Here is a 15,941-nt window from a genome sequence, read left to right as displayed (position 1 = left end):
TGATTACAACTTAAAGTTTGTTGTAGCAGTTCCCTGTACTCTACATGTTTGGTTAGTAACCGGATTTTTAGCATAAAAAGAAAACTCTGATCTTGATCGGAAATACATATCCGCTACAGCAGAACCAGTCAATATATTATAGTTGAAAACTTCAAGTTGTCCTCCTTCGTCTATTGAGGTATATATATCGTTAATTCCATCTATACTTATCATAGCTGTATTACGTCCGTTTTCATTAATTTGATAAATACCAGTTTCTTCTTGATATTCAAAAAAAATGGTAAAAGCTGGTAAATCTGAATCTGGGCGAGGAGCAGTTACAATTGTTGATTCTGTATAAGAAACTCCGTCAACATCTTGTCTAGGACCCCTTACTCCTGAAACTTGCGAATTGGTTTTGTCATAAGAATATTCTTTGGTAGATGTAACATTCCCTTCACTATCTAAATAGGAAATCGTGATATGTGCCTCTGAAGGAACAGTCGAACCATCAGTTACATAATCCGGCTCACAGCTTGTTAATGAAAATGAAGCAACGGCTACAAAAGCGAACAATAATTTCGTAATTTTATTCATAGTTATATACTTATATAAAAGGTTATACAAAGCAATATTACAAAAATATATTAGAATACTTAAACTTTTTGAGCATAATTTTTTAAACAATATTACTATTTTTGCTGAAACTACAATTGTATGCGTTGTTTCATTATTTTTTTACTGTTAATTTCTCACAAGATTTCTTTCTCGCAGAACTATCTTGATTTTTATTTTACTTCTAAGGAAGTAGAGGGAAGCATTATTATTTATAACGAGTCAGATGACTGGTGGATTTTCAATGATGAGTTTGATGCAAAAACGCCGACACCGCCGGCAGCCACTTTTCATCTTTTTCACGCTTTGATTGCTTTGGAACTCAATAAGATTCAACATTATCAACCCGAAAAATGGAACGGTGTAAAATATTATTATTTCGGGGAAACACGTCCGCAATGGCAATGTGATACCGCTTTAGATGATGCAATTTATTACCAGAATGATTGGTATTTTGAACGACTTTCTAAAAATATAAAAATCAAAGATTATAACTATTTCATAGAAGAAAGTGGATATACTCAAAACAAGTTCTCCAAACCTTTTGCTTATAGCTGGAATTTTAGTGATTTTGCCGTAACTCCCGAAGAACAAGTTAAATTTTTGATTGGTTTGTTTAATCAGAATTTACCTTTTGATAAAGACAATCAAAAATGGGTGAAAGAACAAATGTTCCGGCACGATGTGAATGATTATGTTTTATATACTTATGAAGGTTATACCGTCTATCAGGCTGAGCATGTCGATTGGCTGATGGGGGTTTTGGAACGAAAAGGAAAAAGATATTTTTTCTGCACGCGTATCAAAAAATCTATTAACCGACCTCCGAATTTATCTAAACAAATTAAACATCAGATTACCTTTGAGGCTTTTAAAATATTAGGTTATCTGTAATAAAAAATCCCGGGATTTTTTCCCGGGATATTGAATTTTCTGAAATAAAAAATTATTTCTTGGCATTTACAGGAGCGTTGAGCTTAGCGGTCATTTCCATAGAAATAGCCACTTTTTCCATCAACAGTTTGCCTGCCATAGTTTCAATCACTACGGTAGCTTCGTTTAACTCAGCAATTCGCCCGTGTATGCCTGATTTAGTAATTATTTTATCACCAACTTTAAGTGATTTTTCAAACTCTTTTTCTTTTTTCACGCGGTTTCTTTGTGGTAAAATCATGAAAAACACGATAAATACTAACATCAAACCTATCATTAAAAAATTCGGATCCATAATATTTAATTATTCTGTTACGTTTGCTTTAATTCTCAACACTTTTGTTCCTTCTTCTGTGTTGGTTGTAAGCGTTACCTGCTTATTTTGCATACCTACTGAATTCGCAGAAAAAGCTACTTTTATCTTATCTGACTGCCCTGGCTTGATTGGTTGTTCAGGCTTTTGAGGTACAGTACACCCGCATGTAGCTCTAGCATCAATGATTACCAAATCAGCATCACCGGTGTTGGTAATCGTGAATTCTGTTTCGGCTTTTTCACCTTTTTTCAAATCGCCAAAATCATGTTCTTCTTTATCTACCGACAGTTTTGCGAAACCAGAAGGTGTTTCTGCCTGTTGTTCTGTTGTTGTTTCGTTAGTATTTTCTTCATTGATTTTTGAAGATGCTTTGTCGTTATTGCAAGAATACAATCCCAAAGTTAGGGTGGCGATAGCCAAAATACATATTTTTTTCATTTTTTTATAATTTTGAATTGGTTTACAAATTTACTCAATTAATCCCCTTCCGGCTTTATTGATTTTATTTTCTGCTTTCAACTCCTTAATAATAGAGTCCAGAATTCCGTTGATAAAAATACTACTTTTTGGGGTAGAATATTCCTTGACGATTTCTAAATATTCGTTAATAGTTACTTTTACCGGAATAGACGGAAACTTTGTCAGCTCACAAATCGCCATATTCAGTACGATAGAATCAAGTTCGGCAATACGTTCCTGGTCCCAGTTTTTTGCTTTATCGGCATACATTTCTCTGAAACTTTCCGTATTGATGGCTGTTTTTCTAAGTAATTCGAGTGCATATTTCCGGTCGTCCTGGTTTTTGAACGCGTCCGGTACTTTGATGATATAATCTTCCGAACGGATATCTTTGATAAGTTTATCGATAGCTGTGTTGACCACAGGCCAGTCATCTGCCCACGAAATTTGGGTATCTTCCACAAAATGATATAATTTATCATTGGGTGCAATGATTTTTCTGAAAACCTGAAGCAAAAATTCCTGGTCTTCTTTGAAAGAATCGGTTTGTTTATTCATATAATCATTGTACAAATCATGTTGTTTGATTTCAGACAAAAGTTGATGAACGTATTGGTCATTAAGTTGGAAATGCTTGATTTTTTCCTGGTCTAAAGCCTGATGAATACTGTCAGATTCAGCAATACATGTAAGTACACGGTTATTGACAAATTTTCTGTTTGGATTTTTTTCAATCTCTGTTGCCAGGTATTTTTTGGCAGATTTGTCCAGAATATCTTCTTCTAATTGTCTGAGTTCAATAAAAATCGACAGCGTAGAGAGATATAATTCTCGGATTTTTTCGATGCTGTTGAGTAAGAATTTTTCCTGAATATCCAAGCGGTCGCTGTTGGAAGTATTCAAAGCATACAAAGATTGCATGGTTTTAATACGAATATGTCTTCTGTTTGCTAACATATAGTGTTTTGAATAAGAACAAATGAATTAAAAAAGCGAAAACATTGACGTTTTCGCTTCGCAAAATTAAGTAATATTTTTAAGTATATTCCTTATTTACTGTTTTTTTTCGCGTCAATTCTGTCTTCGGCCTTTTTCATTGCAGCTTGGTTAGCTGTAACGTTGTGTTGCTGTGCGTAATTCAGAATATCCAATGTGGTGTTGTATATGTTTTCGGTACGTCTTAATGCTTCTTCACTACCGTAATTGGCAATTTCCCCGAACACATTGATGATACCTCCGGCATTGATTAAGAAATCCGGGGCATAAACAATACCTCTTTCCTGTAATCTTTTTCCGTGCTTTTGCTCGTCTGCCAGTTGGTTGTTCGCAGCTCCGGCAATTACCTGAGCTTTAATTTTTTCGATAGTATCATCGTTAATTGTAGCACCAAGGGCACATGGAGCATAAATATCCACATCGGCAGAATAAACATCGCCTGTGAAAGCTTTTGCCTGATATTTTTGAGCAACTTCAGCAACGCGTTCTTCGCTAAGGTCCGTGATATAAACTTCTGCACCTTCATTGGTCAGGTGTTTTACTAAGGTTTCCCCAACGTTTCCGATACCTTGTACCAATACTTTTTTACCGCCCAATTCATCACTGCCAAATTTGAATTTTGCAGCTGCTTTCAATCCCATGAAAACACCGTAAGCCGTTACAGGCGAAGGATTTCCTGAACCACCAAGGCTTTCTGAAATTCCGGTTACGTGCGGAGTAATGGAACGTATCAAATCCATATCCGGAGTAGTTGTTCCTACATCTTCTGCTGTAATATATCTTCCGCTTAATGAATGCACATATTTAGCGAATGCCTTAATCATTTCAGGCGTTTTGTCTTTTTTGGAATTACCGATAATCACAGCTTTTCCACCTCCTAAATCTAATCCTGAAATGGCAGATTTATAAGTCATTCCGCGAGAAAGCCTCAACACATCGTTCAAAGCTTCCCACTCTGAGTTGTAATGCCACATACGTGTACCGCCCAATGCAGGTCCTAATACTGTGTTGTGAATCCCGATAATCGCTTTCAGACCGCTGTCTTTGTCATGGCAAAAAACAATTTGCTCATGACCGTTAAAAGAAAACTGACCGAAAACCGGGTCAACTTTCTTTAGTTCTTCTGGAGTATAATGTTTGGTTGTCATAATTAATTTATGTATTTGTGCCCAAATATACTCATAATTATACAAACTTCGGGCAGAGTCCATATAAGATTTAATTATTTTTTAGTGGTTGTTTTTTGATTGAATATTACTTTTAAGACTAAATTTGCAACATGAAAGAACTGAAAGAACTGAATAAGTATTTTTGGAAGTACAGATATCGTTTGTTTATCGGTATTTTGATTACCATTGTAGCACAGATATTTATGGTGATGACGCCGGGTTTTATCGGTGATGCCATCAGTGTTTTGCAAAAATATTTAGAAGGTAGTATGAATGCCGACCAAGTAAAATCGGATTTAATAAGGTATATACTGCTTATTATTGGAGCTACGGTCATCGGTGGTTTTTTGACTTTTTTGATGCGTCAGACCATTATTGTGATGTCGAGGCATATTGAATATGATTTGAAAAATGAGATTTTTCGTCATTATCAAAACCTTTCCCAAAGCTTTTACAAACGCAACCGCACCGGCGATTTGATGAGCCGGATTTCGGAAGATGTCAGCAAAGTCCGGCAGTATGTCGGGCCGGCGGTGATGTACTCTACCAATACAATTATCCGCATGGCTATTGTGATTGTACAAATGCTTATTATCTCTCGCGAATTGACGATGTATGCCTTAATTCCCGTACCTTTTTTAGGCATAGTAATGTATTATCTAAGCCGAGAAATTAACAAAAAAAGCTATTTGTATCAAAAAAACCTCTCTACATTATCCTCGTTTTCGCAAGAGATTTTTTCTGGTATTCGCGTAGTAAAAGCTTATGCTATTGAAGATGAGAAAAATAAAGAATACGATGACCTGACCACTCACAGTAAAGAAACACACATGAACCTGGTAAAAGTATCGTCGCTTATCGGGCCGGCAATGATATTTCTGATTGGTTTAAGTAACCTTTTTGTGGTCTATGTCGGAGCGAAAATGTACATTGACGGCACGATTACCGATATTGGAATCATTGCACAATTTATTTTATATATTAATATCCTGACCTGGCCGATTGCCTCGCTGGGTTGGATTTCAAGTATGATACAGGAAGCCGAATCTTCTCAGAAAAGAATTAATGAATTCTTAAATGAAACGCCTGAAATCAAAAACCTGCAACCTGAACACACTAAAGTTCAAGGAGAAATAGAATTCAAAAACGTATCGTTTACTTACACAGATACCCAAATTCAGGCACTCAAAAACGTATCATTCACTTTGAGTAAAAACGAAACACTGGCAATTTTAGGGAAAACCGGAAGCGGAAAATCAACCATTTTAGAGCTGATTTGTCGTTTGTATGATGCTGATAATGGCGAAATTCTGATAGATAACCAATCAATTAAATCGTTGAATTTGTATGACTTGCGTGATGCTATTGCTATGGTTCCGCAAGATGCTTTTTTATTTTCGGACAGTATTAAGAGCAATATCAGGTTTGGCAAAGAAGACGCCACTGAAGAAGAAGTCAGATATTATGCTCAATTGGCAGATGTAGATAAAAATATCATGAAATTCGACAAACAATACGATACGGTTTTGGGCGAACGCGGAATTACCTTGTCGGGCGGACAAAAACAACGTGTGTCGATTGCCCGAGCATTGATTAAAGAAGCACCGATTTTGTTGTTGGACGATTCGCTGTCGGCAGTTGATACAGAAACCGAAGAACGTATCCTGAATAACCTGAAAAATATCACAGCAAACCGCACCACGATTATTGTTACACACCGTGTTTCTTCCGCTAAAAATGCTGACCGGATTATTATTCTTGAAGAAGGTAAAATCGTAGAAAAAGGCACTCACGATGAATTGATTAATGCCGGCGGATATTATCAGGATTTGTATAACAAACAACTTTTGGAAAAAGAAATAAAATAAGTGTTGTAAATATAATTTTTTTTTAAGACTTTTGAACCTATGTTTTAACAATTTGAATGAATGATTATGAGAGAAAACGAAACGATTGAAAAAGAAGAAATCTTTTCTAAAGTATTGAGAGCCGGTCGTCGAACTTATTTTTTTGACGTAAGAGAAACACGTGCAGGTGATTACTATGTGACTGTTACTGAAAGTAAAAAATTTACGGAAGAAGACGGTTCATTCCACTTCAAAAAACACAAAATCTATCTTTACAAAGAAGATTTTACAGAGTTCAGAGAAATCCTGGACGAAGTAACCGGTTATGTGTTGAATGAAAAAGGCGAAGAAGTAATCTCTGAAAGACATCAAAAAGACTTCAAAAAAGAAGAAACCGTTGGTGTTGAAGCAACTACAGATTTTACCAATGTTAGCTTTGAAGATATTTAATAGATGAAAACATCTTCATAAAAAACACCGGCTATTTCTGTTTAGCCGGTGTTTTTTTCTCAATCAAAGTTTATGAAAAAAACAATTACGTTACTTATTACTTTTTTCTGCGGATTGTATGCTTTTTCACAAGAATATTTCCCTGAAAAAATCACGATTGATAATCAAAGTTATGATTATCGTTATCATCATCTCGAAAGCCTTTTTAATCAGTTTCCGTCACAGCGGATTGTCGAAAGCGACGGCACTATTTTGCATCGCAATTATATCGCCGAATTCACCATTGCTCAGGACAGCCTGATTTATCTGACTAATTTAAAGGTCAAAGACAAAACAGAAAATTGGATAAACGGAAACAATCTTTTGCACGACCGTCCCGATTTGACTCGCCCGTTGTACTGGATTTCCGGATTATTTGAAGTCGGATTGGGCGAACCAGATTACACAAGAGACAGTTTGCATCCTGTTTATGAGAACTATCTCGTTATGGAATTCAGACGCGGAAAAGTAACCCGCAAACGTGAATTTAATGCTTTGCAAATGTCTATACTCAAAGAAAATCAATGGAAAAAATTTCATGGAACCAATGCGTATGTCAATGTATATCAGCAATTAAAGAAAAACGGAATGCCCGATGCTGATATTCGGGATTATATCCGGAAAAACATATTATTTTACAGCAAAAAGTTTTATTTAAGATTTTAGATTTTGGACGAAAAATTTCAACCTTAAACAAAAAAACTTTAAACGTTAAACGAACTCTATGAATACAAAAACTGAAAAAATAAAGAATTTTGACCCGTCGCAACCTGGTTTGGCGGATGCTTCAATTTATGGATTGCCTTTCGACGAACATGAAAGCGAAATTATCATTTTGCCCGTTCCGTGGGAAGTTACCGTAAGTTATGGCGGTGGAGCAGGCGAGGGGCCACAGGCAATATTCAATGCATCTTTTCAGGTGGATTTGCTGCATCAGGATTTTCCGGATTTATGGAAATCAGGAATTTTTATGGATAACCCGCCTTATGATTGGAAAGCCAGAAGCGAAGACTTGAAAGATTTGGCTGAACCTATTATTGACGCATTGGAATTAGGGGAAGATATTAATCAGTCTGCGGAATTAAGAGAGAATCTACAAACGATAAACAAAGCATCAGCACAGCTAAATGCGGAAGTGGCCGAACGAACAATGTATTGGATAAATCAGGGCAAAAGAGTCATTTTGCTTGGCGGCGACCACTCTACACCATACGGATATTATCAGGCTTTGGCACGTCAATATGACAATTTTGGCATTTTGCATCTGGACGCTCACATGGATTTGCGAAAAGCCTACGAAGGTTTTGAACATTCTCATGCTTCCATTATGTATAACGCTGCCCAGATACAGCAGATTTCTAAAATCGTTCAGGTCGGAATCCGTGATTTTAGTGAAACCGAAGTGAATTTTGTGAAAAGCAGTTCCAAAGTAGATGTTTTTACCGATGCCGATATAAAAAATCAATTGTTTGAAGGCAAAACATGGCAACATATCTGCGATGAAATAATTTCCCGATTACCTGAAAATGTAGCGATTAGCTTTGATATAGACGCTTTGCAGCAATGGTATTGTCCCAATACAGGCACACCGGTTCCGGGAGGACTGAGCTATGAACAAGCAATTTATTTACTTAACCGATTAGCCGGTAGCGATAAAAAAATTGTCGGAATTGATTTGGTGGAAGTTTCGCCCGGCGAAGACGAGTGGGACGGTAACGTGGGAGCAAGATTGTTGTTCCATTTATGCGGAATTTTCGCTAAAAATACAGGATTGAAAACCGGAGAGAGAATTTGTTTTGTTTAAAATTACATGTATGAACCCAATAAATTTTTTACCGGCACAAAAAGAAAACGAAAGTGATTTTATTGCGTTAATGAAAGATTTTTATAATATTGATAATTATCCGATTAATGAAAATAAAACGAGAGAAAATTACCAGTATATATTGAATCAACCGAATCAGGCAAAAATTTTTATGATTAAATCAGGTGATGATTTTGTGGGTTATATTATCATAAACTATTTGTTCAGTTTCGAGTTTGGCGGAACAATCTCTTTTTTGGACGAATTGTATATTGACGACAAAATGCGTGGAAAAGGAATTGGTAAGCAAGCAGTAGCATTTGTTCAGCATCTCGCTGAAAAAGAAGGTTTAAAACGAATGTTTCTCGAAGTTGAACCGCATAACAAACCAGCTCAGTCTTTGTATGAAAAACTGGGCTGGAAACACCATCACAGAAGTTTGATGTGTTATAAGCCGTAATGAAATTTTTTCATACAGCTGAAAAATTGTATCTTTCCCGAATTAAATAAACAACGAAAATTTATATCTATGAAGTTAACTAAATTACTCTTTATTGCCTTATTTTCGGTTTCTGTATATGCACAACAAGGCGGAATGTGGGTTCCTTCGCTGTTGGGTGGCATGAATGAATCCGAAATGAAAAGTCTGGGCATGAAAATGTCGGCAGACGATATTTACCACGTCAACAATTCGAGTCTGAAAGACGCTATTGCTCATTTCAACGGTGGTTGTACTTCCGAAGTAATTTCCCCGCAAGGATTATTGCTGACTAATCATCACTGCGGTTATGGCGAAATTCAATCTCATTCGAGTGTAGAAAACGACTATTTGCAGGACGGTTTCTGGGCAATGAGTTTAGCCGAAGAATTACCTAATCCGGATTTGGACGTGACATTTATTGTGAAGATTGAAGATGTGACGCAACAAGCATTTGAAGGAACAGAAAATCTGAGTTCAGAAGCAGAAAAACAAGCTCAGATAGAACGAAATATAGCTCAAATCCGTAATGAATATCCAAAAGAAAACTGGCAAGACACCAGTGTGAGAGCATTTTTTGACGGAAATCAATATATGCTTTTTTTAACTGAAACCTATAAAGATATCCGTTTGGTTGGAGCACCGCCGTCATCTATCGGGAAATTTGGCTCAGATACCGATAACTGGGTTTGGCCAAGACATACCGGCGATTTTGCTTTGTTCAGAATTTATGCGGATAAAGACAACAAGCCGGCTGAATATTCGGCAGATAACGTTCCGTACACACCGAAACATTATTTACCGGTTTCTTTGGACGGAGTGGAAGAAGGCGATTTTACCTTGGTTTTCGGTTTTCCGGGACAAACACAGGAGTATTTGCCGGCTGTTGCCGTAGAGCAAATCGTGGACGTGCTTAACCCGGCAAGAATAGAAATCAGAGATGAAGCCCTAAAAGTAGTTGACTCTTATATGCGGGAAGACCAGCAAATCAAAATTCAGTATGCTTCCAAATTTGCCCGTATCGCCAACTATTGGAAAAAATGGATAGGAGAGAGCCAGGGATTGAAAAAATCTAATGCGATTGCTCATAAAAAAGATTTAGAACAACAGTTTACCGACAAAGTTAAACAAACGAATAAACAAGCAGAATATGGCGATTTGTTGCCACAATTCGATGGTTTGTATGCAGAGATTGAGCCTTATGCTTTGGCGAGAGAATATTTCCTTGAAGTCGCTTTGCGTAATGCAGAATTACTGACAGTAGGTTTTCAGTTGTATCAGTTAGAAAATGTTTACCGTTCCAGAGGCGAGCAATCGTTCAATGACAGAAGAAACAACCTTATCGAAAATCTGGAAAGTTTTTATAAAGATTACAATGCTCAGGTGGACAGAGAAGTGTTCAAAAAAGTAGTGGCATTGTATGGAGAAAAATCACCGGCAGATTTAACACCGGATTCTATTCAGAATATTGACCACGAAAAGCTGGGAGATGAAATTTATGATACGTCGGCACTGACTTCTTACGCTACATTAAAAGAAATTTTGACCGGCGATGGTGAAACGGTTTTCAAAAAACTGAATAATGACAAAGGTTTTCGTATTGCTAAAGACATGGGCGAAAATTATTTCAGCCGGATTGCGAATGATTACGAACGTTTGAGTCAGGAAATATCCGGATTGCAACGTAATTACATGAAAGCCCAGTTGGAACTTTTTCCTGATGCCCGAATTTTCCCTGATGCCAACAGCACTTTGCGGGTTACTTATGGTAAAGTAAACGGATATGAACCTAAAGATGCCGTAACCTATTCGCCTGTTACATATCTTGACGGTGTGATGGAAAAATACGTACCGGGAGATTATGAGTTTGATGTTTCCGAGAAATTGATTCAGTTATACAACGATAAAGATTATGGTGTTTATGCCGACAAAAACGGTAAACTTCCGGTTAATTTTATTGGAACTAATCATACTACAGGCGGAAATTCTGGTTCGCCGGCGATTGATGCACACGGAAACTTAATCGGGTTAAACTTTGACCGTGTTTGGGAAGGTACAATGAGCGATATTTATTATGACCCGGAAATTTGTAGAAACATTATGGTTGACGCAAGATACATATTGTTTATCATCGACAAATATGCCGGTGCCAAGCACTTGATTGAAGAAATGAAATTGGTGCACCCTAAAAAAGGAAAATAATAACGATAGTTTAATTCTAAAAACGTCAACTGAAATTTCAGTTGGCGTTTTTTTATTGGTTTGGTCTAATAAAATATTCATTTTTCATATACTAAAAAGATAAATACTTTTTTGCCAAGAGTTGTATCTTTACAAAATAAAAATTGTTGTTCAACGGGTTTTATTGATTGAGAAAACCCAACATTGCTTTTTTTGCCATTTTTAAGACAAAGAAAAAGTTTTATGAAATACGTTTCATAAAACTTTTATCCAGCCCTTTATTCATAAGGCTTACAAACGATTTGACCAACTATTTTTCAGTATTATGTCCAAAATAAAAATTTTTAGAACGGAATGAAGACAACAAAATCTCTTAGAACATTTATTATAGTCGCCTTAAGTTTTTTGGCTTATTATATTTTATTTCTGAATTTTCAGACTATAAAGAGTAGGTTGGATACGATAACCCAGCAAGGACTGACCAGTTATATTCTGACTTATCTGCTCATTGGTATTCCAATCTTTATCGGGACATTTCTCATAGATAAAAAGACTTCCATTTTAAAAAGTCTTGGGTTATCCAAAAATATGCCGACAGGATTGTGGACGAGTATTTTATTTACTTTACCCATGTTTTTAGGCGGATTATTCTTCTTTCAATTCAACCCCGAAATTGATATGGAGAATTTAATTGCCGGAACGCTCGTAGCTGGGTTTATGGAAGAGCTCTATTTCAGAGGATTTTTATTTGGACAATTATTCCGCAAAACAAATTTAGGCTTTATCCCCGCCATATTTTTTGGGGCGTTAATTTTTGCTTCGGGACATTTATATCAAAGTCAAAACATCGGCGAATTAATCGGAATTTTTATGGTTACTTTCTCAGGAGCTGTATTTTTTGCCTGGCTGTATGCTGAGTGGAATTATAATTTGTGGGTTCCGATACTTACACATACTTTGATGAATCTTTCGTGGAGTTTATTTGAAGTTGACAATACAGCATTAGGAGGTATGAAAGCAAACATATTCAGAGGGTTGACAATCTTAATTGCAATCATATTTACAATTTATTTTAAAAGATATAAAAATCAATCAATGGCAATCAACAGACAAACATTGATACTGAAAAAGAAAGAAAGTGCATAACTACGGTTTGTACTTGTTTTAGGTTCCGCAGGAGTGTTTAGCATTCTAATACAGAACACCAGAATCACTCCCAAAGTACCTAACGCTAATTCAAATTAAAACATTATTTTAAACAGGCTCTAAACCTATTCATACTTCAAATACTTTAATACATCGATTTTTGTGGCCTGGTAGGCTTTTGAAAGCACAATTACCAAGGTTAAAATCATCAGAACAATAAACCCGATTATAAACGGAACAAACGAAATATCAACCCTGAAAGCAAAGTTCGAAAGCCATTTTTCCAGCAACAGATAAGTTGGAAAAAGAGCGATTAAAAATCCGATAATACAGAAAATAACATACTGCTTAGTTAGTGATTTTAAAAGCATTTTAGTTTCAGCTCCGAGTGTTTTTTTAATGGCAATTTCTTTCATTCTTCTCTGAATCGAATACGAAGCCAAAGCAAATAATCCGAAGAGAGCGATTAAAACAACCACTGCATTTAGCACAAAAAACAAATTCTTTTGCTTTACATATTCCTGGTAGGTATTAGCAAAATTTTTATCAACAAAATAATAATCAAACGGATAGATTTTATCTACTTCTTTTGTCCAAAATTTATCAATATCCGAAATGGTTTTTTCGATATTATCTTTAGAAATTTTGATAAAAACACTATTCATATTATAAGCCATCCAACTTACTTTAACATTAACGAATACCATTGCAGGAATTTCGGATTCTAAATCTAAAAGGTTAAAATCATCTACAACTCCGACTATTTCAAATTCAGAATTATTCCAGACATTGATTTTTTTACCTATCGGGTTTTTCATTCCCATTTTTTCAACAAATGTTCTATTTACCAACATATTTGAAATCGTATCAGAGGCAAATTTTTCAGATAAATCTCTCCCTTCAATCATTTTTATATTCATCAAATCAAGTAAACCAAAATCTATTGCCATATTCTGTGCCTGAACCATCTTTTTGTCGTATTTAAATGAGGAAGTAGAATTCGCTCCTCCGCCAAATCGGAAAGCTCCGGAAGAAACTTCTTCAACTCCTTTTATCTTTAAGAGCTGCTCTTTGAAGAGTGAATAATCTTGATAAATGGATTTCGGATTTGGATAATTGTATTGAACCCTAATAATCTGATCGCCTTTAAAACCTAAATCTTTGTTGCTCATATAATCTACCTGTTGATAAACCACATACGAACCTACGATAAACAAAGAAGCGATGGCGAATTGAAATACCAGCATTCCGTTTCTGAGCCATATTCCGCTTTTACTTCTCGAAAAGTTTCCTTTTAGCACTTTTAATGCTTCGAAATTAGCCACATATAATGCAGGGAAAATTCCGGCGAATATAACAACTGCGATAAAAATAAGTACTAATTGTATAAAGAACGATGTTCCGTTCATATCTAAATTTCTTCCGACAAAATCGTTGTAATACGGAAGGACGAGCTCTACGATAGCCAGTGAAATAAGAATTGCTAAAAATGTAGTGATGGCTGTTTCAAAAACGAATTGTTTTACAATTTGGCTTTTATCTGCTCCTACAATTTTTCGTACGCCTACTTCTTTAGCTCTCCGGATAGCATTGGCTGTAGCCAAATTGATATAGTTTACAATCGAAAGAATAAGAATAAGCGTGGAAAGCCCCATCATAATCAAAAGTAACTGATAATTTCCAGCACTTTCAGGGTAACCGTCTCCTACACCATTCAGATAAGCCGTTTCCAAAGGTTGGAGAAGAACTTTGGTTTGTCCGTATTGTTCAATGTATTCCTCTAAGGAAATCCCCTCTTCTTTAGCCCAATGTTTGGTTCGGTATTCTAAATAAATATCGTTTACTTTTTGTTCGACTGCTTTTTTGTCTGCTCCTTTTTTTAGTTTGAAACAAAGTCCATAATTATAATTTCCCCATTGGTCCTTGTTCTCTTCTATGTCAAATAAAATCCCGTTAAATATTAGCTTCGGTTGAATCGAAGTTTTATCATTCAGCTTATAAATTCCTTTGATTACTCCATCTTTTCCACTTAATTTAATAGTTTTTCCAACCAGATTTTCAGTTGTTCCAAAAATTTCTTTAGCAAGTTGTTCTGAAAGAGTAATGCTGTTTTTTTCTTTTAAAGCGGTTTTCGGATCTCCTTCGGTAAATTCAAAAGGAAACATTTCAAAAATATTTCCGTCTGCATCTAACGAAGGATGAACAATGTGATTTTTTCCGTTATATTCCAGATAAGGAGCATTATAATACGGAATAAAATAACTGTATAGTTCTATTTCGGGGATCGTTTCTAAAGCAATTGGTGCTAATGGTGCGGGCTGCGTATTCCAGACACCTGCATCTCCCATATCACCAAACACTTGATGTACTTCTTTTTTGTACGGATTCCAAGCGTCGAATTGCAATTCGTTGTTTCGATAGAGAATCGAGAAGATTATCCCTGCGATTCCGATGCTTAATCCTAATATGTTCAAGATCGAAAACAACTTGTTTTGCTTGAAATGATAGATAAATATTTTTAGCCAGTTTAGTAACATTGTTGATTTGTTTAAAGTTTAATGTTCAAGGTTTAAAGTTTCGTCACTTCGAGTTATTTTTCGTAATGAAATGGAGAAAAATTGTATCGAGAAGTTCTCGATACGCTTCGCTACTCGAACTGACGAAATACCTTATTTTTCGTTTACCTCCCCTAAAGAGCTTGAATTTTTGGTTGCATTTTTCGGATTTCCGTAGTAATTGATTTTAGCCAGTGAATCTGCACTTGCTTTGATTTTTTCGGTTACTGTAAGTGTAACATTTGAAGCCGTGTTTGCTTCGATGCTCGCTGTTTTTGCGGTAAAATCTTTTCCTGTAAAGTTCGATGCACTGCTTACTTCAAGTTCCAGATTATCAGCACTTCCCAAAATACTTACGTTAGAACCACTATTTATTTCGACATCAATGGAATTTGCTTTTATTTCTCCTTTGAAAGCCGAACCTGAACTTGCTTTGATTTCGATTTGTTTTGTAGTCAGATTTCCTGAAATATGCGAACCCGAACTTACTTCAATATCAATTTTTGAATCAGAAGTTACTCCGTTTTCCAAAATAATTTTTGAACCACTATCTGCCTCAAACACTTTTACGTCAGGTGCAGAAACATAGATTTTCAGATTTTTGAATGTATTGTCTTTTTCCCTTACGGATTTTATGTAGATTTTTAGTTTTCCTCCGTTTACTTCGGTTTTGATTCTGTTTAATTTTTCCTGATTATCCGTTTCAACCTTTATCGATTTTTCCGAAGATTGCATGTAATAAACATTTACTCCCGTTGAAGTATGTATTTGTGTAAAATCAGAAACCATTCTGTTCTCCGACACCTGTGCATTGCTGATTACTGAAAAAGCAAGCGTTGTTATAAATAAAATTAGTCGTATCATAATCCTCACCCCAACCCCTCTCCAAAGGAGAGGGGCTTAATCGGGAATTTTAAATTGTTAATAATTGTTTTAGTATTCTTCTTTTCTTTGATTCTTTTTTTACCTCTCAC

The 15,941-nt window shown here is 35.8% G+C and carries 15 protein-coding genes; 8 read left to right on the top strand and 7 right to left on the bottom strand.

Annotated elements, in window-relative coordinates:
• Positions 1 to 3: 3 nt before the first annotated feature.
• Entirely contained in the window at positions 4 to 576 is a 573-nt protein-coding gene (locus tag CDL10_RS07795) for a hypothetical protein (RefSeq protein WP_100678009.1), read from the bottom strand.
• 120 nt (positions 577 to 696) lie between these two features.
• Here CDL10_RS07795 and CDL10_RS07790 point away from each other — a divergent pair, with 120 nt between their 5' ends.
• Entirely contained in the window at positions 697 to 1,488 is a 792-nt protein-coding gene (locus CDL10_RS07790; protein ID WP_100678008.1) for a penicillin-binding transpeptidase domain-containing protein, read from the top strand.
• Between the two features lie 52 nt (positions 1,489 to 1,540).
• Here the strand turns inward: CDL10_RS07790 and yajC are convergent, their stop codons facing one another.
• From yajC to CDL10_RS07770, 4 genes are all read right to left on the bottom strand, one after another.
• Positions 1,541 to 1,822 carry a preprotein translocase subunit YajC gene (gene yajC, locus CDL10_RS07785; RefSeq protein ID WP_100678007.1) on the bottom strand — a complete coding sequence of 94 codons (282 nt, stop codon included), beginning with the start codon at positions 1,820 to 1,822 and terminating at the stop codon, positions 1,541 to 1,543.
• Between the two features lie 9 nt (positions 1,823 to 1,831).
• Positions 1,832 to 2,281 (bottom strand): DUF1573 domain-containing protein, encoded by a 450-nt coding sequence (locus CDL10_RS07780; RefSeq protein WP_100678006.1) that lies wholly within the window; start codon positions 2,279 to 2,281, stop codon positions 1,832 to 1,834.
• Between the two features lie 30 nt (positions 2,282 to 2,311).
• Positions 2,312 to 3,259 (bottom strand): transcription antitermination factor NusB, encoded by a 948-nt coding sequence (gene nusB / locus CDL10_RS07775; RefSeq protein ID WP_243389312.1) that lies wholly within the window; start codon positions 3,257 to 3,259, stop codon positions 2,312 to 2,314.
• A 92-nt stretch (positions 3,260 to 3,351) separates the two neighbouring features.
• The gene (locus tag CDL10_RS07770; RefSeq protein WP_100678005.1) at positions 3,352 to 4,446 is read right to left on the bottom strand and encodes a Glu/Leu/Phe/Val dehydrogenase dimerization domain-containing protein; all 1,095 of its coding nucleotides are present in this window, start codon (positions 4,444 to 4,446) and stop codon (positions 3,352 to 3,354) included.
• Positions 4,447 to 4,577: 131 nt separating this feature from the next.
• Between CDL10_RS07770 and CDL10_RS07765 the strand changes: the two genes are divergently transcribed.
• From CDL10_RS07765 to CDL10_RS07735, 7 genes are all read left to right on the top strand, one after another.
• The gene (locus CDL10_RS07765) at positions 4,578 to 6,335 is read left to right on the top strand and encodes an ABC transporter ATP-binding protein (protein WP_100678004.1); all 1,758 of its coding nucleotides are present in this window, start codon (positions 4,578 to 4,580) and stop codon (positions 6,333 to 6,335) included.
• Between the two features lie 66 nt (positions 6,336 to 6,401).
• On the top strand, positions 6,402 to 6,764 hold the full coding sequence (locus CDL10_RS07760; protein WP_100678683.1) for a PUR family DNA/RNA-binding protein: 363 nt from the start codon (positions 6,402 to 6,404) through the stop codon (positions 6,762 to 6,764).
• A 72-nt stretch (positions 6,765 to 6,836) separates the two neighbouring features.
• The gene (locus tag CDL10_RS07755) at positions 6,837 to 7,469 is read left to right on the top strand and encodes a hypothetical protein (RefSeq protein WP_100678003.1); all 633 of its coding nucleotides are present in this window, start codon (positions 6,837 to 6,839) and stop codon (positions 7,467 to 7,469) included.
• Between the two features lie 58 nt (positions 7,470 to 7,527).
• Complete coding sequence (locus CDL10_RS07750) at positions 7,528 to 8,607, top strand: agmatinase family protein (protein WP_100678002.1); 1,080 nt, start codon at positions 7,528 to 7,530, stop codon at positions 8,605 to 8,607.
• Positions 8,608 to 8,617: 10 nt separating this feature from the next.
• On the top strand, positions 8,618 to 9,067 hold the full coding sequence (locus CDL10_RS07745; RefSeq protein WP_100678001.1) for a GNAT family N-acetyltransferase: 450 nt from the start codon (positions 8,618 to 8,620) through the stop codon (positions 9,065 to 9,067).
• A gap of 69 nt (positions 9,068 to 9,136) precedes the next feature.
• Positions 9,137 to 11,287, top strand: a complete 2,151-nt coding sequence (locus CDL10_RS07740) for a S46 family peptidase (protein ID WP_100678000.1) — start codon at positions 9,137 to 9,139, stop codon at positions 11,285 to 11,287.
• Positions 11,288 to 11,620: 333 nt separating this feature from the next.
• The gene (locus tag CDL10_RS07735) at positions 11,621 to 12,412 is read left to right on the top strand and encodes a CPBP family intramembrane glutamic endopeptidase (protein ID WP_100677999.1); all 792 of its coding nucleotides are present in this window, start codon (positions 11,621 to 11,623) and stop codon (positions 12,410 to 12,412) included.
• Positions 12,413 to 12,537: 125 nt separating this feature from the next.
• On the opposite strand, the gene CDL10_RS07730 is transcribed toward CDL10_RS07735, so the two are convergent.
• Positions 12,538 to 14,949: an ABC transporter permease gene (locus CDL10_RS07730; protein ID WP_100677998.1), complete on the bottom strand. Its 2,412-nt coding sequence runs from the start codon at positions 14,947 to 14,949 to the stop codon at positions 12,538 to 12,540.
• A gap of 132 nt (positions 14,950 to 15,081) precedes the next feature.
• Positions 15,082 to 15,831 carry a head GIN domain-containing protein gene (locus CDL10_RS07725; RefSeq protein ID WP_100677997.1) on the bottom strand — a complete coding sequence of 250 codons (750 nt, stop codon included), beginning with the start codon at positions 15,829 to 15,831 and terminating at the stop codon, positions 15,082 to 15,084.
• Between the last annotated feature and the right edge of the window lie 110 nt (positions 15,832 to 15,941).

Source organism: Avrilella dinanensis (genome assembly GCF_002807015.1).
GTDB lineage: Bacteria > Bacteroidota > Bacteroidia > Flavobacteriales > Flavobacteriaceae > Flavobacterium > Flavobacterium dinanensis.
Note: the sequence above shows the minus strand (reverse complement) of the source record. Positions and strands in the feature narration are given on the sequence as shown.

Bases quoted from the DNA above. Each gene is read 5' to 3' on its own strand.
- CDL10_RS07795 (WP_100678009.1), bottom strand. From the start codon at position 576: ATGAATAAAATTACGAAATTATTGTTCGCTTTTGTAGCCGTTGCTTCA.
- CDL10_RS07790 (WP_100678008.1), top strand. From the start codon at position 697: ATGCGTTGTTTCATTATTTTTTTACTGTTAATTTCTCACAAGATTTCT.
- yajC (WP_100678007.1), bottom strand. From the start codon at position 1,822: ATGGATCCGAATTTTTTAATGATAGGTTTGATGTTAGTATTTATCGTG.
- CDL10_RS07780 (WP_100678006.1), bottom strand. From the start codon at position 2,281: ATGAAAAAAATATGTATTTTGGCTATCGCCACCCTAACTTTGGGATTG.
- nusB (WP_243389312.1), bottom strand. From the start codon at position 3,259: ATGTTAGCAAACAGAAGACATATTCGTATTAAAACCATGCAATCTTTG.
- CDL10_RS07770 (WP_100678005.1), bottom strand. From the start codon at position 4,446: ATGACAACCAAACATTATACTCCAGAAGAACTAAAGAAAGTTGACCCG.
- CDL10_RS07765 (WP_100678004.1), top strand. From the start codon at position 4,578: ATGAAAGAACTGAAAGAACTGAATAAGTATTTTTGGAAGTACAGATAT.
- CDL10_RS07760 (WP_100678683.1), top strand. From the start codon at position 6,402: ATGAGAGAAAACGAAACGATTGAAAAAGAAGAAATCTTTTCTAAAGTA.
- CDL10_RS07755 (WP_100678003.1), top strand. From the start codon at position 6,837: ATGAAAAAAACAATTACGTTACTTATTACTTTTTTCTGCGGATTGTAT.
- CDL10_RS07750 (WP_100678002.1), top strand. From the start codon at position 7,528: ATGAATACAAAAACTGAAAAAATAAAGAATTTTGACCCGTCGCAACCT.
- CDL10_RS07745 (WP_100678001.1), top strand. From the start codon at position 8,618: ATGAACCCAATAAATTTTTTACCGGCACAAAAAGAAAACGAAAGTGAT.
- CDL10_RS07740 (WP_100678000.1), top strand. From the start codon at position 9,137: ATGAAGTTAACTAAATTACTCTTTATTGCCTTATTTTCGGTTTCTGTA.
- CDL10_RS07735 (WP_100677999.1), top strand. From the start codon at position 11,621: ATGAAGACAACAAAATCTCTTAGAACATTTATTATAGTCGCCTTAAGT.
- CDL10_RS07730 (WP_100677998.1), bottom strand. From the start codon at position 14,949: ATGTTACTAAACTGGCTAAAAATATTTATCTATCATTTCAAGCAAAAC.
- CDL10_RS07725 (WP_100677997.1), bottom strand. From the start codon at position 15,831: ATGATACGACTAATTTTATTTATAACAACGCTTGCTTTTTCAGTAATC.